Source organism: Zhongshania aliphaticivorans, from assembly GCF_902705875.1.
GTDB lineage: Bacteria > Pseudomonadota > Gammaproteobacteria > Pseudomonadales > Spongiibacteraceae > Spongiibacter > Spongiibacter aliphaticivorans_A.
In genome coordinates, this window is the sequence record NZ_CACSIK010000002.1 from 333,881 (window position 1) to 356,996 (window position 23,116).

A 23,116-nucleotide genomic window follows, 5' to 3' on the forward strand; every position below is an offset into this window, starting at 1 on the left:
TCCTAATCTTCAAATTTCTGGAAATCTTGTTTGTCACGCACTGCGCACGACGGGCAAGCCCAGTCAGCGGGAATGTCGATCCACTTAGTGCCTGCGGGAAACCCTTCAAATTCATCTCCAGATTCTTCGCTGTAAATGTAACCGCAGCCTGGGCAAACATATTTATTCATTACTATCTCCCTTAGTATATTTTCTTATTAAGGCATCGCGCTTCTTTGGGTCTAGATTTGCTTTCAATATATCGCCGTTGTATTGTTCTAAAACTCGATGATCCATCACTTTGCGCCATAAGAATGGTAGGTAGGCCATTGTGAAACAGCCCGCATACCCGGTTGGTAGCTGTGGGGCATCATCACTTCGAAGGACTTGATATCGACGAGTAGGACGTGAGTGATGATCTGAGTGTCGCTGTAGATGAAATGTCATAATATTAGATACAATATGATCCGCATTCCACGAGTGCTCTGGGCGAGTACGCTCAAATCTTCCGTCTTCCTGTTTTTGTCGCAGTAAGCCGTAATGCTCAATATAGTTTGAGGTAGAAAGGAACTGCCATCCCCACAATGTTGATATTAGGATGAATGGAAGTATTACCGGTCCCCATGTATAAAGTGCGCCGCCATACAGAAGAAATGTAATGAAAAACGATTGAAGAATTTGATTTTCAATACTAAATACTGACTTACCTTTTCTTTTTAGTCTTACATTCTCATCATGAAATGCTCGTACAAATGCACCGGGAATTTCTCTAAGAATGAATTTATATAATGACTCACCCAGCCTAGCTGAAGCCGGATCGTCAGGAGTGGCGACATCTTTGTGGTGACCTCTATTATGCTCTGCAGAAAAATGGCCGTATGCTGGAACAGCTAATACCAATTTGGCCAAATTCTTTTCTTGTTGATTATTCTTGTGACCTAGCTCATGTCCAACTACCAATGCAAGTCCATTTGTCAAAGCCACGCCAATAGTGACACCTAAGTAGGCTGTAGTGCTGCTAGCAACAGTAGCTATCCACCAAGCAGAATATATCCAGGTTACATAAAAAAGTGGTACGGAAAGAAATACAAGCCATTTATAAAAAACATCGTTCTCAATCTCTTCTGATCGGCTGTCTCGATAATTTGCATCATCTCTACCAAACACGAAATCCCCTAGTGGGATAAAGATGTACCAAAGAATAGGGGTAAGCCATGGGAATAATGGGTTACCCGTAGCTTCGTATATTTTTATACCGATGATCGGTGATACTGCTACCAACAGTGGAAGCCACCATAGGTATCGCTTGGTGTCCTTAGTCTTTATTTTTTCAACGTGGTTATAAGTATTATATTGAGCCATTACAAATTCCGCCTACTAACTAATTTATTTTAGTAGGCGTATCGTAGTATGAGTGGGAAATGCATATATATCGCGTTTGCGAATTTCCTATCCATATAACGAATAAATGTTGTTGTGGACGAAGCAATGAAACTGCGGTTTACAGCCTCAAAGAAATGCAGGATGTTATGCCTTGCCACTTAATTGGCTTGAGATTTGTATTCCGCAATAGTCGGAAGATTCTGCAGTCTGTTCTTTACGTTATAGGCTAGGTATTTGGCGCCAGAAGATAAGGTAGAGCATCGTTGCAAGCATGCATGCTTGTTGGGCGTGACAATAAAGTAATCATTTTATCGAGTAACTGCTTGCTTAATTTAATCGAAGTGCTTCGTTTTAATAAAGAGGCTAAGAAGTAGGCCTAGCTCAAAAAGCATGATCATCGGGATGGCAAGTAATGCCTGAGACATTATATCAGGGGGCGTTAACAGCATGCCTATAGCAAAGCAGCCAACGATAATGTATGGCCTCTTTTGGCTTAATGATTTCCTAGTTGCCATGCCGCTCATTATGATTAGCACAGTTGCGATAGGAATTTCAAAAGTAAGGCCAAAAGCCAAAAATAATTTAAGTATTGTACTCAGATATAGTGAAATATCTGGAGTATAGGTAACGCCTGCAGGTGTTGCGCCACTGAAAAAACTGAATACCAATGGGAATACCACGTAAAAAGAAAATGCTATACCTAAGTAAAAAAGGACCACGCTTAAAAATAGCAGCGGTATACCTATATTTTTTTTACTCTGATACAGGCTGGGCGAGATAAATGCCCATAACTGAAATAATATAACGGGCATAGAAAGAGCGAATGCTGCGTAAAGCACAAGCTTTAAAGGTGCCATAAACGTAGAGGTTACTTCGGTGGCGATCATATGTCCGCCTTCCGGTAAGTACTTTAACAGGGGCCCGGCTACGAGGCTGTATATGTCCTGTGAAAAAGGGATCATAGATAGTGTGGCTATTAGCATGACGCAGAGCACGCGCAGAAGTCGATCGCGAAGTTCGGTGAGATTCGAGCCTAATGCCGCCACGTTATTATCTTCCACCTCGGAAATCATAAGTTGTGCGTATCGATTGCTAGTGATTGTTTGTCATGACTGCGAGTACTTGAGGTATCTTCCACGCCATTATTAGTTTCAATGGGCGTATTTCTCTGTTCTTCGCTAGTATTTGCGTTATTTATAGTTGATGTAATGTTTTTCTTTAGTGCCGCAAGGTCTTCGTCTATTCTGGAAATGGCATCACTTTTCAGTTTTATTTTCACTTCTGAGGCGTTAATTTCATCTTCGATTTCGAATCGTAACTTGTTGAATCCTCGTTTCATTCGTCCGACGTATAGTGAAACGGTTCGGATTGCACCAGGTAGGCGCTCAGGGCCTAGTACAAGCAAAGCGACGATCCCTATAACCACTAGTTCGAGGAAGCTCATGTCGAACATGGCTAAACTCGATTCTCAACTGAGTTGGTCAGTGATTGCTCAGATTGGATTTCATTGGTTTTGAGCGTCGAAGCAGAAACTAGCTCGTCGCATTCCGATTTCTCCAGATCTAGGTCTTTCATGCCATTTTTAAATCCACGTAATGCGCTGCCGAGATCACTACCTAGACTACCTAGTTTTTTTGTTCCAAATAGTAGAACGATAATTGCCAGAATGATAAGTAACTGCCAGATGCTAATGCCGCCGATACCCATAAGTGCTTCCTCTTCTAAATTATCCGTATAATTTCGATACGGCATAATTGTTATTCCAGACAATTGATAGGCTTAACCTTTGAAAAATAATGATCTAAAGGTCAAACCTATCGTGAAAATATTTTATAGTCCGCCTGGGAGTGAGCTTAAGCCAGGGAGCTCTGTGATAGGTAGTGTGTTAAGTAGTGGGGATACAACACCTATAAACTGCGTGCCGAGAGGTACGATTGGACCTACAAGTAAATTAACACCTGGTAAGTCAACTAATACTGGCAATAAGGTAGTTGTAAGTTGGCTGACAGCAACTGAGCCGGTGTTGTTGATAAGGTCATTCAGTAACGGCAACTGGCCAATTGGCGTAGAGTTCAGTGTTGAGCTAAGTTCGCCAGCAAGGTTTGCAATGAGTGCAACTTGAGCGTTTGCTGTAGTTGCCAAGCAAACAAAAAATGCGCCTATTAAGGCATTTTTGACTTGTTTCATTATTGTATAACTCCTTTAATTGGTTGAATATTCTACCGAGGATCTCGGCAAGAATTCTGAAATGTGGTTCATTTCTGTGCGCACATACCGTCAGTTATCGAAGTGAACTTCGAGTGGTTTGTCGTCGACAAGTTTGAGTCTTATTTTCATTTCAGTATATCATGACACACTTTTATTGAATCGTCATAGTTTTCTGTATAATAATTTTTGAAGTGATAAGCAAGTCACAAACCGAATACTTAGGACATGATTGCCGAGCATATCTATATGCCGTAGTGTGAAATTGAATTTATGCTAAAGCATTGAATGGTTTTCACATGGAGCTAGAGGGATCGCAAATTATGGTGAGAATCAAAATCTGCTAATCTTGATGTGGAGTCTAATGTTCATATAGTTCGCTACAATCTTTCGGTATTGAATTTAATTGATTTCACTGGAATACATCAATTTGCTCGCTCTTGGGATATGCAGTACATTTGGCTAATTTTTTCTGATCTCTACCTGAAGAATGTTTCTGTTCAGGGAGACGGATTACGAATTGCCACTCGTAAGCCCTTCGCAAGGTGTTGCCAAGTTAACTTACGGCTTCTGCTAATGCAGGGACTGCTATATGCAAGCGCTACCCATTCCCCGCAATATTATTCTTCAATTTGAGTCACCGGAATATAGGGGAATTATTGGCGGAGCGAGGGATCCATGTCAGTCGTGAGGCTATTCGGCTCGGGTGCGTAAAATTCGGCGCCATTTTCACACGTTTTTGCGACGGAATCGCAGGCGCGTTGGCGATACGTTTTACGTTGACGAATTTTTTTCGATCAATGGGAGGCGGCATTACCTTCGGGGAGCTGTGGGTCACGACGGCGAAGTTATCGATGTTTACCTTTCGGTAAAAAGGGGGTGATAGCTAAACGATTTTTCCGCCGATTATTAACGTGCGATGGTCAGGGGTCGAGGAAGATATGATACATATATAAATTGCAGAGCTGCGGTGTTGCTCATCCGGAATTGATACCGAACACCCTGCACAGCACGAAAGTATATGACAATAGCCGCGCCGAGTAATTGCATGGGTCGACTAGGATGAGGGAGCAGCGAAGCATGCAAAAATTTAAATCCGTTCGGCAACCTAAAATTTTCGACGGTTAAGATAAGTTCAGTCATGTTTTGCTGTAGTTGAGCTTGTAAACTGAAATTGAATGATTTTTTATTTATCTAGAATTATGCTAAATACGAGGCGCTATAATTCACTGGCCTAAAAACTTGATGAAAAATATGTGGTACTAGATTGCTGTCGCTGATTATAAATCAGTATTGCCATCTCCCTAGATGCGAGGCACTTAGTGTTACCTCCATTGTTAGCGTGCGTCATATTCGTTATAGGACAGCCATAAACCCAATACCTTTTAGTGCCGTATTTGGATCACTAGGGATAAGCCGCAACAACTCCTCAGCTGAAACGTAGATATGATCTCCTCGCTGAGCTGTCATGATGATCGTCGATAGGATCCGACCCGCGTTATTTCGCAATAATCTGGGATTGATGTTGGTGAGTAGTTCGCGATCTTTATTTGTCGTGACGCCGACAGTAAGGCAGTCAATACCGTAGTCATCTTTCAACGCGTTATTTAGGATTTTCGAATAAAGCCTCTGTAGTGATTCTGGCGTCGGATAACCTACTTCAATTACTTTAACTCGGGATAGTATTGCAGGTGGAATTGAATCTATCGTGTTCGCTGAGCCAATGTAGCTGACTTCGGATAGGTCTATTTCCTGCTCAAGATATAAGTCATAAAAGCGCCGGGCACTGTCTTTCTCTAGCATCTGCAGCAGAGCAGGCTCGATACCCGCTACGTTGTCCGCTTTCTTAAACATTGCTTTTTCAAACTCATCAAGAATAATGATCGGGTTGATGTGTTTGCTTTTAGCGGCAGCCTTGGCAAGCAATCCAGCTTCTGGATCACGCCAGCCTCTCTCCATGCCGGTCAATGCAAATCCAGCTCCTAGCGTCGACATTGGGATGTTGTGCATACTCAGGCCTAAAGCTTCAGTAAGCGCAAAGAGGCTGTGTGTTTTACCCACACCAGGCGGCCCTTTGAGTATCATTGGCGGTAGAGTGAATCGATTCGCCGTAAATCGTTCTGCCATTTTCATCGTGTTGAGTACCTCGTCCAGGAATTCTCCCATGTGAGGTGTTTCATCTTTTAAAGTCTCAACCCGATGTATTGCATCGCTGTTTGGTAGCCAGCGTTTAATCGGCCGTGAGAGTTGGCTTAACAAATCAGATAATTCCGGTCCGAAATTGTTAGAAATACTGTTGGTTTTCTCGATCTCAGCTTCACTCATCGCGTGTAGGAATCTGATGGGAGCTTGTTTGGGACGTGTTGTATTGTCGTATTCAAGACGTGGTCGTTTTTCATCCGATGGCACAGGTAGGAAAGTACGGTTCCGGTCGTCAATTAGTGCGAGCGTAATGCTATCGCATGCACGAGGGCGCGGGTTATTCGACGATACGAGGTCGATAAGTTGTACACGGTCTTGATCAATGTTAGTTGGCAATTGATTATAGAAGTCTAAGATAGTTTTGAGCAGTCGATTCGCCTCTTCGACGTCTCTTAAAAAGATCCACTTAGAACCGTCGATTGTATCGACGTTAAAAATCAAGTAGGGGGCATCCACGGTATAATGCGCTAGTGTTAATTCTAAGGTGCGGGCCAATTTTTGAGCACCGCTAATCGACACGACCGGAATGCCACGAGCAATGAGTTGTTCAATTTGATGAATCATAGTTGTTCTCATATTCAAAACGACTACCTGTTTATTGATCTGAATTTTTTGCTTGGCATACTGGTTGCGAAATATCTCGGCCTCTCGCAATCCATGGCAGGACAGAGTGTTGATAAAACCGATTCACGAGAATTGGGAGTAACCACGCGGGGTTTTTCTGGAAGCGAATATCCTTATTCACTAGCCGCGTTAGACAGTATTGATAGGCTAGGTTACGGTCCCAACGGTTAAGGTTATCTAGCATCCAAAACTGATCAGGCGTGCTTGTGCAGAGGGTTTTCTGGCGACTAATTTCCTGTTCGACCAAAAACGCCATACCAAGTGCCAGTGTCTGACACTCACTGCGTGACAGATAGCCATACAGATTATTCAAACAGCGCTTATCAACCTGAAAACTAGGCGTCCGCATTCTGCTTAAATGTGACTTGATGTGATTGCGTAGTAGTTGAAGTAGATTCTCTTTTGATACGATGGCCTTGCCGTCTACGCGACCAATAAAATCCAACAGTGCTTCCCAGTTGTCTTCTTCATCGCCTTGCCCAAAGAGTGCGATCAGGGCTTTACCATTTAGGCTCACTCCTTGCTCCTCGATAAAGGCATCGATAACGTCGGTGAGTAAATTCAGATTTATCATTGTTGTTTTGGTGTTGGTGATCATGGATTAATCCTCAATTCATTGATTGCTGATATCAAACTGCCTAGTAGCGCTGCGCTACGGGTAGAAATCGTTAAATAGCGATGAAACAAGATCATGTGCCAGTGGCAAGGTAAGTTCAGACGGGTGGTATACGTATTGTGCTGCCTGTTCATCGATCCAATGCGCAAGGCGGTGACTGGCATCTCCTTCTCCCGGTAGCGAGATTAAGCAATGATGTTCAAGAGTCGTTAGTGGTAATCCTCCTGCAAGAATCTCCAGAAGTGCATGCGCCATCTTTATGCATTCCGTCTGTGTTAGTTTCACAGGCGGCATAAATGGCTGAGGTGAAGGAAATGGGCAGCGCTGCCTGTTCCATATCTGCTCAACTTGGTCCTGAAGGTGTTGGCTTAGTCGGTTGGCGGTTTCCTCAATGGTATCAGTGACGCTTTTTTCTAGATGGGCGTCACACGTACTTTCATCGATGAAAAGTCTCCCGCCCGTCATCTCTTCATGGGCTCTGCGCCATGAGCTGATCGCTTCAATGTTGTTTCCTTCCCAGCCCTCACCAAGACGCATAACCAAGCCGTCAGGAAATGGTGACTGAAAATGTTGCGCTAACATAAAGGCAAGCGCTTCGACTTTGGGGTTGATCGGGCTATACATAGTGCTTACCTCTCTGTTTCGTTTAGCAAATGATTGTCGTCTTCTGATGAGCGCGCGGTAGGAAATTGGGCGCCGAGCAATCGCTCAAACGCAGAGCCATCTTGGCGAGTTAAATTTGGTACATAACGCGAATAGACCTTGAATAGCATCTCGGTGGAGGTATGCCCCATTTGCCGAGCGATCCATTCTGGTGATTCACCAGCAGCCAGCCATAAGGTCGCGGCGGTGTGACGGGTTTGATAAGGGCGGCGTTTGTTTAATCCGAGGTATCGCAGCAATGGGTACCAGACCCTTCGAGTGATGTTGTTGTGGGAAAGTGGTGTGCCGAGTCGATTGCAAAAGACGTAGGCGTATTCGCCAGTGGCGTTACGTTGCGCGAGGAGCGCATCATAAACAGGTTGTGACATTTGGATTTCGCGCTGTGAGCCGTCGTTCTTGGTGTATTCCATTTTTCCCATTACCCAGGTTTCTCGAATGAGAATCTCCCTGCGCTCAAAGTCCACGTACTTCCACATTAGCCCGTCAATTTCGCCGGTACGCATGCCAGTAAAGAAACGTGTGGTGTAGTAGTTCTTAAAATCTGCTCGAACTGTGGTGAGGATGCGATGCACGTCGTCGAACGAAAACGGCTCGATATGGGATTTTTGTATTTTGAGGGCCTTAATGCCGCGGAAAGGTGACGGGTATTCGTAGCGCTCGGCGCCTTCACTTAACACCTGCCGTAAGGGCATCATAATTTTATTAATTCGGGCGGGAGATAACCCCGTGCTACCATTTTTACGTGGAGTTTTGGTGAGGTTTGCGCGAAAGGCGAGCAGTTGCGCCTTGGTGATTTGATCTAGTGGCATGTCACCAAAAGCCGGACAAAGGTACTTGCGCAAAGTTAAGGCGACATTGTCTTTGTGGCTGTCACGCCAGCTAACTTCCGCTTCAGAAAACCAGGTCGCAGAGAATTCTGCAAAAGTTGGTGTATCCGAATTTAGCTGGTTAATGCGTAGTGAGTGATTCTGAAACTCCGCAACCCGATTTGATTTGGGGAAGTAGCGCGCGTAGTCGAATGTGTCGAGTGTGATCTCGGCCTCAATACGGTCGAGGATTTGCTTTGCGCGTTTTTGGTTTGACGGTGTGTCAGTGAGCTTTGTTTGTTCACGACAACGAACATTCTTGTAGCGGAAATCGATATAGATACGGTTTGATCTAACACCTATAGATGCCATGTGATTTTACCTCCTCTACTGAAGACCAGCGATGAGGGAGTCGAGATGAACTGGCGACGCCATGTCCTTTTCGATCCGCTCCCATATGTAAAGAATCTTTCTGCCGCCGAACGGGCGAATGTAGTGGATGCCCTCAAGAAGAACTGAATCCTTAAGGCGAGTCCGAATAGTTCGCGCGTCGTATTTAATTTTTCCGGACAATTCTTCCGTAGTTAGATATGTGTTGCTCATATTTAAGCCTCTTAAACTTATCTTGTGATGCGTTTATGCATCGTTAGATGGCAGAATACATCAATTGCGATTCAGTGCAAGCAATTTTTGATGGTTTTGCGTATCATGTGATTAAAATATTGAGTGAGCGATGCTTTAATGCTGCGGTTTAAGATTAAAGAAATGATTGCGAAGAAGGAGTTTGACGAAAACCGGCGAATTACAATCGCCGAGGTTGCGGAGGCTGCGGGTATACACCGAATGACCCTTTCGAAGATGATCAATCAGCGGGGCTACAATAGCGGAACCGAGAATCTAGATAGATTGTGTGATTTTTTTGCCTGCAGGATTGAAGAGTTGGTTGAGCATGTTCCGACCAGATCAGAAGCTGGGAATGGAAAATCAACGCTTTGAATTGCCGCGATATAAACTAAATTTGGCTGATAACAAGTTGCGTTATAAAAATGTCGTTCTATTGGAGTTAATTATTAGATATAGATATTTCTCCTGAACATGATAGTTTGTTGGTAATTGTAGCTCGGGGATATTTTCATAGTCCTGTAAGTGTCTGGCTCTAGCGTCACAATAGCCGTCATACGTTTGAATTCTGCGCTAGACTGGTATCGACCCAAAGGGGGCGTTAATTAAGTAAACTGTCCCCAGAAATCTCGGGTAAATCTGTAAACTGAGCTTTATACTAAAGCAGAAAATGAGATTGAACCCATGGCCTAAATTAAAGGCAAGACAGATTAATGCCTTTCCAAATTACTCGAGAATCCCTATTCATTCATCGACCCTCTTCACATTTAAAAAACCCTCTACATACTGTACATAAATATAGTTATGATTGGGTGGTAGTGAAAGTGTGCTTCTGTATAGATAGTGAGTTTTGAAGGGTTGGTCGGTTAGTTGTTCTGCTTATATGCGATAGTAAGCGATATTGTATATAATCATACCGAAGTAAATAGCTCTCTGATTTAATTGAAATAATAACTACTCTATATTCGGCAAGGGATATGCTAGAAAAAATACCACCTAGAGAACAAGCTGGTAGAGATGCCATTACTGCTTTTAGTGCACAATTTAAAGCGGCTGGGTATGCAGCGCTGGAAATTCTTGATGGCGGTGAAGTTTCTGTTGTCTATTGTGATTACCATGATGACTATGTAGTTAAATTGGTTTCAGCCACTGATCAGCAATTTAGATTCTCTCAAGTCAAGTACAAAGTTAAACGTAACCACCAGTGGAAACCACTGGATCTCTTTGGAACTCCCCTTAGGGGCAAAATAAACTTCGACGCTGTAAAGAATAGTTTCGGTGTGAAGATGTTAGAACATGTCCGAAATTTTGGTGATCAGTGTGAGGATATCATTCTGGAGACCAATGTCCATTTTCATGACCAGATTGAAACTCTTTGCGAGCTGATTTCCAAGGGTGATATCAGTTATCGAGAAATGACCCTGTATAAGAACATAAGGCATGCATTTATTGAACATTTTTGTGACGGAGTTTTCGATTCTCATGTGACTTGTTTTTGTGTTGAAAAGTTTTTGTCATTACTGCGCTTGCGACCAGCTTGTACATACTTAAATGAAGACGATGGTAACTTCGAGTTATTTGCGGGAAAACGGATTTACCAGTACAGCGAAGTTCCATTGAGTGAAAAAGAAAAGGAGGGCATTGCAAAATCTTTGATTGAGTTGGTTCGGTCAAAATCGGTCGGTCGTATACATGAGAAGATTACTGTAGATGAATTGAATAAATTGGCCGGCATTAAGCTTGATGATTTATTAAGTATTTTAAGTATTTCTAAAGCCGCATACAAAACTTTGGCTGCGGGGGGGGATAAAAAAGCTATTAGAAATACTTCTATTCTCCAGCGAGTGCTCGGTGATTGGGGCTGCTCTAATGAAAGTATAGTTTACTGTTGTGAAGCTAAAAGCAATTGGGATGACTGGCTTAGAGTAAATAGGCATGATCTGTCGCCGCTAGATACCAATTTTTTAATGGATAGGCTCCAAAGGACTATTGGGGTATTAAAGCGTAGCGCGGCGCCATTTCCTCAACTACAAGTAGAGATTGAAGAAATATTTAACGTGCTGAATCAAGATTATAAAAATCGAGAAATCACTCGAGAAATATTATTTGGTGGGGTAATGGCCTCTATAGTTAGGTTGGAGTTGTAATGGACTATGATGAGTTTTTTAGGCAGGCTGAAGAGCTAAGGCCTAACTTTGATTCTTTGCCTGACGATATGAAGCTGTATAAGCCATTATCCAATGATGCCTTGTTTCATATACCACTATTGGCTATTTCTATTTTATCTCTCTGCAAAATCAAAGGTAAATTTACTACTCCTGAAGTAGGCCAGGTGATTGGTGAATGTTTTGAAAGAACACTTCCTGGGTTTAAAGGTTCTGCCCAGTTATTGGGGTGGTCATCAAATCTTCGTGTTCGAACGATTGCTGCGTTGTGCTTCTTGGAGGACTCTGGATTGATTGAGATTAGTGAGGCCTCTGATAAAAATATAGTTGCAACAAAAAAGGGGCGAAAGTTAGTAGATAGCGTTGTCCTTGAAAATTCAGATCTTTCTTATGTGATTTCAAAATTACAAAGAAATCACAATCTTCTGAAAAAAGAAAATAATATAGAAATGGGGTTCTGATGGAGTTATTAACTTTGGAAATAACTCCTTCCGGTCCATTTGGGTGGGGTTCTGGTCAGCTTGAGTTTGGAAAGGGAATAACTCAGCTATATGCCAAGACTGGGTCAGGAAAAACTCCTGTTATTTCGGCTGTTTCATATGCTCTTGGTTATCATCATGAATTTAGAAATGATATTGTTGAAAAGTGTCATTCAGCGAGACTTGAAGTTGGTTTGTTAGGCAGTAGATTTCTCTTCGAAAGACTTCTTTCAGATACATTTAAGATATATGTGTATGAAGAAATGGATGGTGCATATTATCTGAATCAATTATTCGACAATGAAAAGGATTTTTCAGGCTTTTTATTCGAAAAAATTGGTTATAAAATGCCTGTTTTGAGCACTACTCAGTCGAAGCAGGCGTCGGTCTATATAAATACATTCTTTCCATTATTTGTATTAAATCAGCTGAGTGGTTATAACGATCTTTATAAGCCGTTAAAAGGTTCCTTTATTAAGGATCAGTCCTCAGAGATGATGAGGATAGCGCTAGGGATAAGTGCTAAGAATCCATTCGGTAAAAATAAAATCTTGAAAATCTATCAGACGCGCTCTGAGGCTATTAACGAAAGATTAGTATCGTTGCGAGGTGTTCAGGCCCAGCTTTCAACAAAGGAAATAGAGCTGGCGAATGTTGATGAATTGATGCAAGAAGAGGAAGATTTAAAGACTCGGATAGAGACTTTGAGAAGCCAGGATAAAGATGAGGATTTTGGACTGAAGAATTTGAGAGTTGCAATAAATCGCAAAAGTGAGGTTCTTTCCGGGTTGGTTCGAGAGAGTAGAAAGATAAATTCCAGGAAGTTAAGTAATGAAAGGATACGTGAAGAGATATCAGGAGAGATTTTTACGCTTTCGCTAAATGAGGAGGCTGCTAGTGCATTTAGGAAGAGTATGGATATCTGTCAAAATAATAATTGCGGGATTTTTGCGGAAGAAACTAAAGGTTATGGCAAGGAGTTATTGTATTTAAAGGATCAAATAAAGAACATGGAGTCTACCTATAAGCTTTTGTCTGAAGAAGGTGAGGATATTTCTTTTGAAATAAGTCGTTTAGAGGTTGATATTAAACGTGATAAAGAATTGTTATCAGACGTGACAGAGAAAAAAGGCATTGATCAAATTGCAGCTTTGGCAAAAGAGCTTTCTTCCAGGCTTGTTGATATTAATTTGCTTAAGGGTCGAAGAGAAAAATATGATGAAATTTCAGAATCAATTATAAAGCTTGAGTCGGAAAGAAATGAGGTTTTGGATAGTATTTCAGACCTTAAGCCTAGTGGTGGTGAGAAAAATATCCTTCTTGAGAAAAGGAGGCGGCAATTGGAGGGATATATTGATAGGTGGCTTGAAATAATCGGAACAAGAAACACCTATGGTTCAGCATCGGTTGATAAAGACTTTAAATTGCTGATTGGTGAGGAAAAACTTTCACAATTTGGTGGCGCGACATTAACTAGAATGGTGTTGGCATTTCATGCCGCATTGATTGAGTTGATTTTAGTTGAAAAACTGCCGTTTCCCGGTTTTTTAATTCTAGATACTCCTAAGCAGCATGAGTTAGAGAATGAGGACTTTGATAAGTATATTAAAGAATTAAAGGTACTTTCTGCCACTTATAAGCATGTGCAGTTTATTTTCTCGGCAACTTCCTATTTGTATGATGGTGACGACAAGGATAAATGCTGGCGCCCGGGTTTTGCTATTGGCGCTGATAATATGTACTTGGGTCAAGTTCGCGTGGATTGAGAGATCGGAGTCAGAGTAAAAATTATTCAGGGCTTCTTTATGTCCGCATATTGGCCGAAAGATGATCTATTGTGCCCCAACTTAACCTCGAATGAGGATGGATGCCTTGTATAAATTGTGTAGATTGGAAGCCTCAAATTTAATCGAGGAAACTATACATGACCACAAAAATGGGATTGAGGGCTTTTTAGAACGGCTTGACCGGAATAGCGCATTCGATAGCTTACTTGATACTTTTAGAGGGATAGAGGAGTTCATCAATATTCCAATGTTTGGAATTCAGGATGAACAACTTGAAGGAGAGATAGTTAATCTGCGGCTTGATACCTTAAACCCTGCAATAATGCCCTCAATAGCCAAGAAACTATCAGGCGAGCTTGATTCCGGCACAGTCCAAAGATTCTGTAGTCCTTAAATTTGGTCACCTAGGGCAGCGGTCCAAAATTTGGACTTTTCGTATGCTTGAAATTCGGCTTGGTCACAAAATGGTCACGTTTTGGTCACAGATGGGATTTTGATCGATATTGGCCGGTAATTGGCTGCTGTACATTGAGGAGGGAAACCCCTTCTGTTATAGTGTCGCGCTTTGTGAAGTACCCATTTTGCGCCCGTAGCTCAGCTGGATAGAGCGCCGCCCTCCGGAGGCGGAGGTCAGAGGTTCGAATCCTCTCGGGCGCACCAGTGATTCCCCTTAAAGTATAATAAAAACAATCAGTTATAATGTTTGTCTTGCGGTGGTGGCATCTCTGAAGTCTTAAAATTGCTCTCTTGGGACATTTTAATTACTCCGCCTCGCCTCCAATCCACAATGTACCTATATTCGTAGTCGATAAGTCTCAAGGTTTTTAAGCCATAGGTTTGTCGTGGCCTTATAGAGAAGTCAAACCTTTGAAGTAGTGCTATTTGTGTGAGTCAGGTATATCGAATGTTGTGTCTTAGGTCTGTTCCACGCTTTTAGTTACCCATTGACATACAGGCTGCCAAGAAAAATTTGATGACGGAAAGTTTAGGTGCATTCTAATTTGCAGGGTGTGCGCTAGTAGGAGACGTTGGCTCGAAGAATCAGAAACGGAGAGTAGCGTGGAAAAAATTCAACTATTGATGAGTTCAGTATTGTTAAGTATTTCGAAGTGATTGCAGTTGATACAGCTGACCCTCATCCGGCATTGGTATTGGCCTATTTATAATTGCTGGGAGCGTGATGAAAGGATTAAGCCAAGCGGTGAGCATTTGGCATGGATGGTAATGCCGACCTCAGTGAAAGTGGCTGAGAGGTTTAACTTGCCCCGCGAGCTTTACAGCATATTGAGCTTTCCTGAAGATTTTTATTAAGTGATCTAAGCTGTGGATTTATCATTGTCAGAATTGTTGCTCGCAGTTGAATCGGTCATAATGTCATTGGGCTGGATAGGGCCAATAAGTCATTTAATCAATAGGAATATTAACGCGTTGTGAGTACAAAAAAGGAACCACCAGTTGCGCTCGTCAGTACCTGGATTAGCTTGCTTATGTCGAGTGAAGATAATGCTGTCAAAGGTCGTGCCTCTGAAAGACTGTTGAGTACTTTTGGGGATATGAAAGCTGTGGCTGAGTTTGTTGAAAAACATAAGATCAAAGTCTAAAGCCGTGAATCAAATAGCTAACTCAGGATCAATACTTGCGTTCTGCAGAAGAAGAATATGTCAGATCTTCAGCTGTACATGCAATATTAATTCAAGCCGGTTAAATAGTATTCTGCGCAGTGAGCATCCCATTTGGCAAAAGTGCAATTATGCATTTAGTGCCGTTGGTGACGTGTTTTTAAAACTTGATGTTAGTCTTTACCATTGTGCGGATTACTACCTGAATTTGACAGGAAGAGATTTTAGCCAGCGATGGCCAGCTCTTAGATCCCATTGAGGGGGGGCTGTTAATGTGATTTTGGCGTTACAAGCCAGTAAGGTTGCAAGAGTCTCACTTATTAATGTTCTAACGAGTTTTCTGCCAATGCAGCTATGCTCGCCTTTTCCGAAGCTCAGATATGGATTATGTTGTCTCGTAATGTCTAAGTGCTGTGGATTATCGAAAACACGTGGATCACGATTAGCTGCAGCGAGCATGAGTAAAACTCCTTGATTTGCCGGAATACAATGATCCCCTATCTTGAGTTCTGAGAGTGTGCGGCGTGCGATGAAAAGTGAGGGCGAGTCAAATCTCAGTATTTCATCAGCAGCTTTGTTCAGGTGTATGTCGGGGCTGCTTAGGCCTTGACTAAATTTAGGGTATTGCAGGTAGAGGTTTACCGCGTTGGCGATAGCGTAGTCGGCATTGCAGGCATCAGCGATCAGCAGCATACAGTTTTCAGTGAGTATTTCGATTGGAAACTGCTTGATATCCCCTTCGTTCGAAAGAAGCGTTGCTATGAAGCCATTCTTTTTTCTAGCATTAATAATTTCGGATTTACAATAATGATGAAATGCTGCAAGTTGTGCGTCTAATTCTTTGCGCGTTGTTTCATTTGGAATAATTGAAAATAAATAAAAAAACCATTCAGACCAAGATTTAATTTGGCTTATATCGGCTTCAGTTGGGTTTGAAAACCCCAAGGTCTTTAATATTACTTCTACACATACGGGTGTGGCAAAATCGCTGAGTATGTCTCCGTGGCGGTGGCATTGTAATGTGGGAAAATATTTTTGCATTGAGTTTTTAATGGCGGACTCACTGGTATGCCATTGTCCGTGAAACTGTTGGGTTAGTATTTTCCTGGGTGCCGTATGATAAGGGGCGTCCAAGTACGGCAATATTTTGTTAGCCACGTCCGCGCAGCGGTAGCGTTCTTTGTTTCGGGAGTTCACCACAGCATAAGGAGAAGGGGTGTTGCTGAGAGTGGGTTCGGCTAAACATTGCGCAACATCAGAATATGAGCTTATTATCCAGCTTCCATTAGGGCATCTGAAGGGGCCTTGCTGAATCATTTCTGCCATGACTGGATAAGGGGTGGCAATAAAATCCTGAGCAAAAGGATCAAAATTTTCTGGTGAAAATGTCGTGGTATTTTGCGACCGTATTGAACGCCAAATTTTGTTAATCATGCTGTGAGGTGATCTTGTCAATTTCGTGATTATTTTGTGCTAAATGCGCAGCTATTGATTCGCGATCCTCGGTCGTGATTTTAATGCCGGCAGCAAGTTTTGCGAGTATGTCGATATGATAATAACGGATGGCGGCGGAGAGCATAAAAACTTCATCAACAAGGTCTGCTGTTGTGCTGGGAGAGCAAATGTCGGCAATATTATCTGATGCTAACTTGATGTGGACTCCTGCCGCTAATAATTCCAACACGCGAGGGATGCTGTTGTAAGTTGGTGTGGAAATAGATCGAATTTGCCGCATACCAATTGCCGCAGAAGGGCAGCAAATTACACCAATATTATTTTCTTTTAGACCTGCTACCATGTCATTGAATCGTATTTCATCATAAGTGCTGGGCGAAATCATATGGACTGCCCAGACCATGCTTTCTCCAGTTGTTGATATCGGTGCACCGTATTTGCTGACGGATTCTATTAACCGCTCAGTGCCATCTTCATTTGGTTCGTTTCGTTGATCTGTGTGAATATGGATAATGCAGTTTTTGTCTTTTGCAAGTTCCAGTGTGCGTCGTAAGTGTTCGTCAAATCCAATGTGTTGTGGGTATTCTGAGGTGTCGTCTGCTTCAGGTAGGGCTGCAATAAAGTCAGCCTGGGATGAGCCTTTGGCAAATACATCCCACATTTCAGGTTCACTATCTCGAAATCCAAAGGGAGAGTAAGCCGCAATCCTTAGATCTATCTCTTGAGCTCGCTGTTGCTTTATTTCTTGCATCATTTGAAGTGCGCGTAAACCAATGCCGTCGGCGGTAACGTCTACGAGGGTGTCGGCACGTCGGGTGTTACAGGCGATCATGATATCAAGAAAGCTGTTTATACGATGACAGAAATCCTTGTGTTCGTACGCTGGGCTGGCGTGAAGCTGATTTATTAAGTGATGTTTTCTATGCAATGAAATGTGTGAACTTTCTAGAATGCTATTCTGGGCTATGGTGATATAGCGTTCGTCGATAGTGCCCGCGCGATCTAAATGAAGGTGAGCATTGTGCATACCCCCCCAGTTATCGATAGCGGTAGCGAGTTGTTGATAAAAGGGCGAGTTATTGGAGACACGCATTATTTTTTATCCTTTGTTTTGTTGAGGAGCTTAATCTTTTCTGCCCATTGAATAAGGATTTCTGCTGGGGTGGGAAAAACAGTGATAGGAAATATCGCAGGAGTGGCGCCTTTGTTTTTAAAGTAAAAAAGTCCTTCTTGTGCAAGATCGAACTCTAGCTGCCAACGTCTAATTTCTTTTGGGATTGAAATGTTAATATTTATGCTGACTTTGTCACCTGATAATAAGGTTTTGTGTAAAGCTGCTCGACCAGCTTTCCAGTACCTTACTTTCTCGCTATGACGACTTCTCCATTTTGCATATAAATATATTCCGCTAATGCTTGATGATTCCCAGTGGCTCTTTCCGGTATTGTGAATGTCGATGGTAGTGGAGAATTGGTTTCCTGGAGAAAGCCGGCGTGGTATGACCGCCGAAATTTCAGCGCAGCAATCATCATTGGTGATATCACGAGTTTGAAGAGATTTATTTTCTAAAATACGTTTTGGTGACGTTTTATTTTTGTGTGCAAGTTGTATTTCACTTTTCATTACTTTACTGACTTTCTCAATATTGCCAGAAAGTAAAAACTTTGTGTGTGGTATGTCAAAGCAATGGCATGATACTTCGCCTTGGTAATAGCGAGGCCAAGCTACCTCAGGTGTGTGAAATTTTAGGTAAGGGCTGTTTCTGCTGTGATTGGAAAAGAAATAACTAACCCTACCTGAATAGGGCTCAGCAATAAATTTCTCCATAAGTATTAACTGACTAATAATCTCACCTTTAGCTATAAGGCGTTTAGCTATTTCAAAAGCCAGTGTTGCGCCAGCGCAAAACCCTCCCAGTAAATAGGGGCCTGTTTTTTGAATAAGTTGGATCTCTTTTGTCAAAACGTCGGCCAGTTGCTTTAAGTGGGCATCAGTTTTATTTGGAACCTGATAGAGAGAGCGAAAGCCATAAACAGGTTGTTCACTCCCTAAATGTTTTGCAGGTAGAGAAAATTCTTCAAATGATTGGCTACCCCAAAATAAAGCTGGTTTACTGCCAAGCGTGTTGTGACCGACGAGTAATGAGTCTGAATTTCTTCTCTCTCCACGCCATCCAGACATAAAACCCATGAAAGATTGATACATTGGCTTTGGGAAGCCATTTACGACCAGTGGGTGGGTAATTGCTGTGGAGTCGATATCTTGTGTGGATAGGTAGGCTTCAAGAGATTCAATTGTTGGGTGGTCAAATAATGCGAGAGGAGGAATCTCATGCTCAAGTTTTTCTGATAGAAATGACATGAATGTTGCCGCTTTAAGCGAGTCGCCGCCCAGATCAAAGAAATTGTCATTAATATTAATGTGAGGGATTTCCAGAGCTTCTTGCCATAGGTTTGCTAGCAGTTTTGCTAGTGGTGTGGTCGCTTGAAGTGGTTGTTGGTTTAACGGCGCGGCGGGTGTGCTATGAATTTCTTTTAGGCGCTGTCGTTGTAACTTTCCACCGGAGGTCCGAGGTAGTTGCGTAGAAATATAAAAATGACGCGGAACTTTGAATGGCGGAAGTTGCTCGCGAAGAAGTGTGCGCAGTAATTGATGGTCTGGTGAGGGGCCTTTTTTCATTACTAGGGCGGCTGCAATATCCTCACCCAGCGTTGGGTGGGGTATTCCGAAGCAAGCTGCGTCTTCAATGCCTGGCAGTGTTAGCAGGGCCTCGTCAATTTGTCGGGATGAAATTTTTTCGCCACCACGATTAATAATATCTTTAATGCGACCGCATAAAAAAAGGTCGCCGTCCTTATCGGAGTAGCCTAGGTCGCCTGTTCGAAACCACTCTCCGATAAATTCGTCAGTCTGATTTGCTGAGTTTTCGTAACCTTTAAATACATTCTTTCCGCGAACGAGAACTTCGCCAGTTTGCATGGATTTTGCGGCGTTGCCGTGATCGTCGGTAATCATTATGTCGCTACCCGCCGACTGCCCAACTGAGCCATTTTTTTGTGATGTGAACGCTTGGCTTGCAATGACGCCTGCGGTCTCAGTCATGCCGTAGATTTCAATAACAGGTATGGAGAATAGATTTTCCAATTTCTCGCGTAGTACAGAGGGCAGTGGTGAAGAAACTGAGCGACAAAATCGTAGATGGTGTTCGGGCGGGGAGTTTAGCTGGCTACAGACATCATGGATCATGGTGGGAACAGCTTGCCACCAAGTAGGCAAAAAGGTGTTTAAGCTATTAATAAAACCTGCGCTGCTCATGTTGTTGCCTAGATAGACATTGCCGCCTTGAGAGAGAGGGGCAAGTAACATGTCGAGGAGCCCGCCAATGTGAAATAACGGTAAATTATTGTAGCAGCGATCGTCTTGGGTAAGTTTGAGGCTTTTGCATAGATAATCTACGGATGCTACTAGTTGAGTCTCGCACAAGGGGACTGCTTTGGGCTGAGAGCTTGAACCTGAGGTGTGGAGAAGTAAGGTGGCCTGTTTTGTATTATCGCCACAATAAGGTTCAGGTTTGTTACGGGGTTGGCACTTCAGCTGAATGTCAGAAAGTCCTTGAGTGCTTTCTACAATATTAATTTGTGGAATATTAAGCTGCTTGGCAATGCCGATGACATGAGGGAGTAGCTCATTTTGAGTCACTACGGCGCTCAAGGATAAACTGGATAAAATTGAGTTAAGTTCGGATGATGTTAATTCAGGGTTTAGTGGGACGCAGCAATAATGTTGCATTATGCCTAGGCAGGTCAGCGCGTTTTCAGGCCCTTGCGGTAAAATAACAGCAATACGGTCCCCTGGCTGATAGCCAGATGAAGTTAGTGACTGCTGTATGCCGGTTAATATTTCACGTAATTCCGCGAAATTGATTGTCGGCTTATTATCGCTTGTTATTGCTGGATTTGTTGGGTACTTATCAAATGCATCCTGCAATATGGCGTTCAGAGCTCCTTGCACTTGCGTATCCACTTTTTCTGATGCGGTCGTTCATTTAGGTACTTTTAAGAATGCTTCCCTTTAATCTTAGAAAGTGTATCAAATAGCGGGTGGTGAGTGTAACCACAGGGCGACGAAGTTAAGTGGGGCGTGTGTATTGATTGACGCTTAAGGAAAATCGGCGACGGTAATCGCCGAGAGGAAGAGTCTAGCTAGGGCTTTACAAGCTCGCAGCCAGTTCGGCGCCTTCGCGTATGGCGCGCTTGGCGTCCAGCTCCGCAGCGATATTGGCGCCGCCGATCAGGTGGAAACGCGGCCCGGCGTCAGTGCCCTGCTGTACTTCAGACTGGTAGAGTTCGCGTAGCGGTTCTTGGCCTGCACAAATGACGATGTGATCCACTTCTAAGACGCGCTGTTTGCCATCCTGGGTGATATGGAGGCCGCTGTCATCGATGTGGTCATAGCTGCAGCCTGGGAGCATCTCGACACCTTTATTCTTTAACGTGGCGCGATGTACCCAGCCAGAGGTTTTGCCAAGGTCTTTACCCAGGGCGCTAGCTTTGCGTTGCAGTAAAAATATTTCTCGTTGCGATGGCTCTGGCTTGCCGGCAACGAGACCGCCCCGCGCTGTACTGTTTTGATCAATGCCCCACTCCGCTGACCAACTGGCTAGGTTTTGCGGTAGCTCCACGCTGTGATCGTGGGCCAAGTATTCGGCCACATCAAAGCCAATGCCGCCGGCGCCGATCAGTGCCACGCGCTGGCCAATAGTGACATTGCCTTTTAAAACATCGATATACGACACCACTTTGTGATGGTCGATGCCAAGTATATTCAAGGCGCGTGGGCTAACGCCGGTGGCGATAACCACGTCGTCATAGCCGCCGCGGCTCAGCTCTGATTCTTCTATGCGGTGCTGGAGTTTTAGTTTCACTCCCGACAGTTCAATGCGCTTGCCGTAATAGCGTAGGGTTTCATTGAACTCCTCTTTACCGGGAATGGTTTTAGCCAGATTGAACTGGCCACCGATTTTATCAGCCTGATCAAATAAATGTACCTCGTGGCCGCATTCAGCGGCAGCGGTGGCACACGACAGCCCGGCGGGGCCGGCGCCAACAATCGCAATTTTCTTGGTTTTTGGCGCGGGCTTAAACACCAACTCTGTTTCATGGCAGGCGCGGGGGTTGACTAGGCAGCTTGCCCGTTTTAATTGAAAGGTGTGGTCTAGGCAGGCTTGATTACAGGCGATACAGGTGTTGATCTCGTCGCTGCGGTTGTCAGCGGCTTTGATTACCCACTCTGAGTCCGCCAGCATTGGTCTCGCCATTGATACCATATCGGCTTGGCCGCTGGCCAAAATGTTTTCGGCCACGTCGGGCATATTTATGCGGTTAGAGGCGATAACAGGAATACTGACGACTTTCTTGACGGCGGCGGTGGCTTCGCTGAACGCGGCCCGGGGTACTGACGTGACAATAGTGGGTACCCGCGCTTCATGCCAGCCAATGCCAGTGTTAATTAAGGTCGCGCCAGCGGCTTCAATTTCTTGTGCAAGATCGATTATCTCTTCTCGGGTACAGCCATTGGGCACTAAATCGAGCATGGATTGACGAAAAATAATAATAAACTTGGGGCCGACTTTTTTGCGGGCGGCGGCCACAATTTCAACCGCAAAGCGGCGGCGATTCTCAGGGCTGCCGCCGTAGCGATCTTTGCGTTTGTTGGTGGCGGGAGCTAAAAATTGATTAATTAAGTAACCTTCGCTGCCCATTATTTCGACGCCATCATATCCCGCTTTTTGCGCTAGCCAAGCGGTGTGAGCAAAGTCTTTGACGGTGCTGGCGACGCCACGGGTGCTAAATGCGCGGGCTTTAAAGGGGTTGATTGGCGCTTTGCTGGTAGATGCCGTTCTCGACAAGGGGTGGTAGGAGTAGCGACCGGCGTGCAGAATTTGTAGGCAAATTTTGCCGCCTTCCGCATGTACGGCTTGAGTCACCTTGCGGTGGTTGTGTACATCTAGGCGCGAGTTAAACGTGCTCGCACCGGGATACAGCGAACCCGTGCGGTTAGGGCTATAGCCGCCGGTAATCATTAGGCCAACGCCGCCCTTGGCGCGCTCTGCAAAATACGCGGCCATTTTCGGAAACTGCCAGAACCGGTCTTCTAAGCCGGTGTGCATAGAGCCCATGACGACCCGGTTTTTAAGCTTGATGAAGCCTAAGTCAAGGGGGGTAAAAAGCTGGGGGTAATGTGCGTTTTTGCTACTCATGGCAGGGGCTCTCAAATCTAGACGTCGTCAAGTTAGTGATTTGTTCGAGGGGTGTCAATGTTTTATAGGCTTGAAAGGCGGCTTGCTGAGTAGGTTTGTGTGCTTTTGGTTGCGACAGCTTCATGCGCTGTTACTGTATGGTGTAATGTTTGAAATAGAGAATATGGGCCTTGGGCTATTCCTATGTTTTCTCATCATATACGTAAAAATGCGTGTTACTTACGCATTTAAAACACCTCAATATGAAAGGTTC

The 23,116-nt window shown here is 43.7% G+C and carries 20 protein-coding genes and 1 tRNA gene; 7 read left to right on the forward strand and 14 right to left on the reverse strand.

Annotated features, from left to right (window positions below; all coding sequences use genetic code 11):
- Positions 1-2: 2 nt before the first annotated feature.
- The 10 genes from AELLOGFF_RS15010 to AELLOGFF_RS15055 all read right to left on the reverse strand — a co-directional run bounded on the left by AELLOGFF_RS15010 (position 3) and on the right by AELLOGFF_RS15055 (position 8,850).
- Positions 3-170: a rubredoxin gene (locus tag AELLOGFF_RS15010; protein ID WP_159269726.1), complete on the reverse strand. Its 168-nt coding sequence runs from the start codon at positions 168-170 to the stop codon at positions 3-5.
- On the reverse strand, positions 163-1,341 hold the full coding sequence (locus tag AELLOGFF_RS15015) for an alkane 1-monooxygenase (protein WP_159269727.1): 1,179 nt from the start codon (positions 1,339-1,341) through the stop codon (positions 163-165). Before AELLOGFF_RS15015 ends, AELLOGFF_RS15010 begins: the two co-directional genes overlap by 8 nt.
- Positions 1,342-1,694: 353 nt before the next feature.
- Positions 1,695-2,435, reverse strand: coding sequence for a twin-arginine translocase subunit TatC (gene tatC, locus AELLOGFF_RS15020; RefSeq protein ID WP_159269728.1), 741 nt, complete (start codon positions 2,433-2,435; stop codon positions 1,695-1,697).
- A complete protein-coding gene (gene tatB, locus AELLOGFF_RS15025) occupies positions 2,432-2,806 on the reverse strand; it encodes a Sec-independent protein translocase protein TatB (protein WP_159269729.1) in 375 nt (124 codons plus the stop codon). The genes tatC and tatB overlap by 4 nt, the downstream gene beginning before the upstream one ends.
- Before the next feature lie 11 nt (positions 2,807-2,817).
- Complete coding sequence (tatA, locus tag AELLOGFF_RS15030; RefSeq protein ID WP_123183820.1) at positions 2,818-3,069, reverse strand: twin-arginine translocase TatA/TatE family subunit; 252 nt, start codon at positions 3,067-3,069, stop codon at positions 2,818-2,820.
- A 123-nt stretch (positions 3,070-3,192) separates the two neighbouring features.
- Entirely contained in the window at positions 3,193-3,549 is a 357-nt protein-coding gene (locus AELLOGFF_RS15035; protein WP_159269730.1) for a hypothetical protein, read from the reverse strand.
- Positions 3,550-4,923: 1,374 nt separating this feature from the next.
- Positions 4,924-6,333, reverse strand: coding sequence for an AAA family ATPase (locus AELLOGFF_RS15040; RefSeq protein ID WP_159269731.1), 1,410 nt, complete (start codon positions 6,331-6,333; stop codon positions 4,924-4,926).
- A gap of 31 nt (positions 6,334-6,364) precedes the next feature.
- Entirely contained in the window at positions 6,365-6,991 is a 627-nt protein-coding gene (locus tag AELLOGFF_RS15045) for a hypothetical protein (RefSeq protein ID WP_159269732.1), read from the reverse strand.
- A 54-nt stretch (positions 6,992-7,045) separates the two neighbouring features.
- Positions 7,046-7,633, reverse strand: coding sequence for a hypothetical protein (locus tag AELLOGFF_RS15050; protein WP_159269733.1), 588 nt, complete (start codon positions 7,631-7,633; stop codon positions 7,046-7,048).
- Between the two features lie 5 nt (positions 7,634-7,638).
- Positions 7,639-8,850 (reverse strand): site-specific integrase, encoded by a 1,212-nt coding sequence (locus AELLOGFF_RS15055; RefSeq protein ID WP_159269734.1) that lies wholly within the window; start codon positions 8,848-8,850, stop codon positions 7,639-7,641.
- Positions 8,851-9,243: 393 nt separating this feature from the next.
- Between AELLOGFF_RS15055 and AELLOGFF_RS15060 the strand changes: the two genes are divergently transcribed.
- The 7 genes from AELLOGFF_RS15060 to AELLOGFF_RS15090 all read left to right on the forward strand — a co-directional run bounded on the left by AELLOGFF_RS15060 (position 9,244) and on the right by AELLOGFF_RS15090 (position 15,131).
- Positions 9,244-9,474, forward strand: coding sequence for a helix-turn-helix domain-containing protein (locus tag AELLOGFF_RS15060; RefSeq protein WP_200842745.1), 231 nt, complete (start codon positions 9,244-9,246; stop codon positions 9,472-9,474).
- Between the two features lie 602 nt (positions 9,475-10,076).
- Complete coding sequence (locus AELLOGFF_RS15065) at positions 10,077-11,246, forward strand: dsDNA nuclease domain-containing protein (protein WP_159269737.1); 1,170 nt, start codon at positions 10,077-10,079, stop codon at positions 11,244-11,246.
- Positions 11,246-11,725, forward strand: coding sequence for a hypothetical protein (locus AELLOGFF_RS15070; protein ID WP_159269738.1), 480 nt, complete (start codon positions 11,246-11,248; stop codon positions 11,723-11,725). Before AELLOGFF_RS15065 ends, AELLOGFF_RS15070 begins: the two co-directional genes overlap by 1 nt.
- Positions 11,725-13,509 carry a hypothetical protein gene (locus AELLOGFF_RS15075; RefSeq protein WP_159269739.1) on the forward strand — a complete coding sequence of 595 codons (1,785 nt, stop codon included), beginning with the start codon at positions 11,725-11,727 and terminating at the stop codon, positions 13,507-13,509. The genes AELLOGFF_RS15070 and AELLOGFF_RS15075 overlap by 1 nt, the downstream gene beginning before the upstream one ends.
- A gap of 124 nt (positions 13,510-13,633) precedes the next feature.
- Positions 13,634-13,924 carry a hypothetical protein gene (locus AELLOGFF_RS15080; RefSeq protein ID WP_159269740.1) on the forward strand — a complete coding sequence of 97 codons (291 nt, stop codon included), beginning with the start codon at positions 13,634-13,636 and terminating at the stop codon, positions 13,922-13,924.
- A 189-nt stretch (positions 13,925-14,113) separates the two neighbouring features.
- Positions 14,114-14,190: transfer RNA gene (locus AELLOGFF_RS15085), tRNA-Arg, on the forward strand.
- Positions 14,191-14,960: 770 nt separating this feature from the next.
- The gene (locus tag AELLOGFF_RS15090; RefSeq protein ID WP_159269741.1) at positions 14,961-15,131 is read left to right on the forward strand and encodes a hypothetical protein; all 171 of its coding nucleotides are present in this window, start codon (positions 14,961-14,963) and stop codon (positions 15,129-15,131) included.
- Between the two features lie 216 nt (positions 15,132-15,347).
- Here AELLOGFF_RS15090 and AELLOGFF_RS15095 read toward each other — a convergent pair whose 3' ends face one another.
- From AELLOGFF_RS15095 to AELLOGFF_RS15110, 4 genes are all read right to left on the reverse strand, one after another.
- The gene (locus AELLOGFF_RS15095) at positions 15,348-16,583 is read right to left on the reverse strand and encodes a cytochrome P450 (RefSeq protein ID WP_159269742.1); all 1,236 of its coding nucleotides are present in this window, start codon (positions 16,581-16,583) and stop codon (positions 15,348-15,350) included.
- Positions 16,576-17,697: a hypothetical protein gene (locus AELLOGFF_RS15100; protein ID WP_159269743.1), complete on the reverse strand. Its 1,122-nt coding sequence runs from the start codon at positions 17,695-17,697 to the stop codon at positions 16,576-16,578. Before AELLOGFF_RS15100 ends, AELLOGFF_RS15095 begins: the two co-directional genes overlap by 8 nt.
- Positions 17,697-20,615, reverse strand: coding sequence for a non-ribosomal peptide synthetase (locus tag AELLOGFF_RS15105; RefSeq protein WP_159269744.1), 2,919 nt, complete (start codon positions 20,613-20,615; stop codon positions 17,697-17,699). Before AELLOGFF_RS15105 ends, AELLOGFF_RS15100 begins: the two co-directional genes overlap by 1 nt.
- Positions 20,616-20,814: 199 nt before the next feature.
- The gene (locus AELLOGFF_RS15110) at positions 20,815-22,863 is read right to left on the reverse strand and encodes an NADPH-dependent 2,4-dienoyl-CoA reductase (protein WP_159269745.1); all 2,049 of its coding nucleotides are present in this window, start codon (positions 22,861-22,863) and stop codon (positions 20,815-20,817) included.
- Positions 22,864-23,116 lie beyond the last annotated feature (253 nt).

Coding starts and splice junctions, on each gene's coding strand:
- AELLOGFF_RS15010 (WP_159269726.1), bottom strand. CDS start 170: ATGAATAAATATGTTTGCCCAGGCTGCGGTTACATTTACAGCGAAGAA.
- AELLOGFF_RS15015 (WP_159269727.1), bottom strand. CDS start 1,341: ATGGCTCAATATAATACTTATAACCACGTTGAAAAAATAAAGACTAAG.
- tatC (WP_159269728.1), bottom strand. CDS start 2,435: ATGATTTCCGAGGTGGAAGATAATAACGTGGCGGCATTAGGCTCGAAT.
- tatB (WP_159269729.1), bottom strand. CDS start 2,806: ATGAGCTTCCTCGAACTAGTGGTTATAGGGATCGTCGCTTTGCTTGTA.
- tatA (WP_123183820.1), bottom strand. CDS start 3,069: ATGGGTATCGGCGGCATTAGCATCTGGCAGTTACTTATCATTCTGGCA.
- AELLOGFF_RS15035 (WP_159269730.1), bottom strand. CDS start 3,549: ATGAAACAAGTCAAAAATGCCTTAATAGGCGCATTTTTTGTTTGCTTG.
- AELLOGFF_RS15040 (WP_159269731.1), bottom strand. CDS start 6,333: ATGATTCATCAAATTGAACAACTCATTGCTCGTGGCATTCCGGTCGTG.
- AELLOGFF_RS15045 (WP_159269732.1), bottom strand. CDS start 6,991: ATGATCACCAACACCAAAACAACAATGATAAATCTGAATTTACTCACC.
- AELLOGFF_RS15050 (WP_159269733.1), bottom strand. CDS start 7,633: ATGTATAGCCCGATCAACCCCAAAGTCGAAGCGCTTGCCTTTATGTTA.
- AELLOGFF_RS15055 (WP_159269734.1), bottom strand. CDS start 8,850: ATGGCATCTATAGGTGTTAGATCAAACCGTATCTATATCGATTTCCGC.
- AELLOGFF_RS15060 (WP_200842745.1), top strand. CDS start 9,244: ATGATTGCGAAGAAGGAGTTTGACGAAAACCGGCGAATTACAATCGCC.
- AELLOGFF_RS15065 (WP_159269737.1), top strand. CDS start 10,077: ATGCTAGAAAAAATACCACCTAGAGAACAAGCTGGTAGAGATGCCATT.
- AELLOGFF_RS15070 (WP_159269738.1), top strand. CDS start 11,246: ATGGACTATGATGAGTTTTTTAGGCAGGCTGAAGAGCTAAGGCCTAAC.
- AELLOGFF_RS15075 (WP_159269739.1), top strand. CDS start 11,725: ATGGAGTTATTAACTTTGGAAATAACTCCTTCCGGTCCATTTGGGTGG.
- AELLOGFF_RS15095 (WP_159269742.1), bottom strand. CDS start 16,583: ATGATTAACAAAATTTGGCGTTCAATACGGTCGCAAAATACCACGACA.
- AELLOGFF_RS15100 (WP_159269743.1), bottom strand. CDS start 17,697: ATGCGTGTCTCCAATAACTCGCCCTTTTATCAACAACTCGCTACCGCT.
- AELLOGFF_RS15110 (WP_159269745.1), bottom strand. CDS start 22,863: ATGAGTAGCAAAAACGCACATTACCCCCAGCTTTTTACCCCCCTTGAC.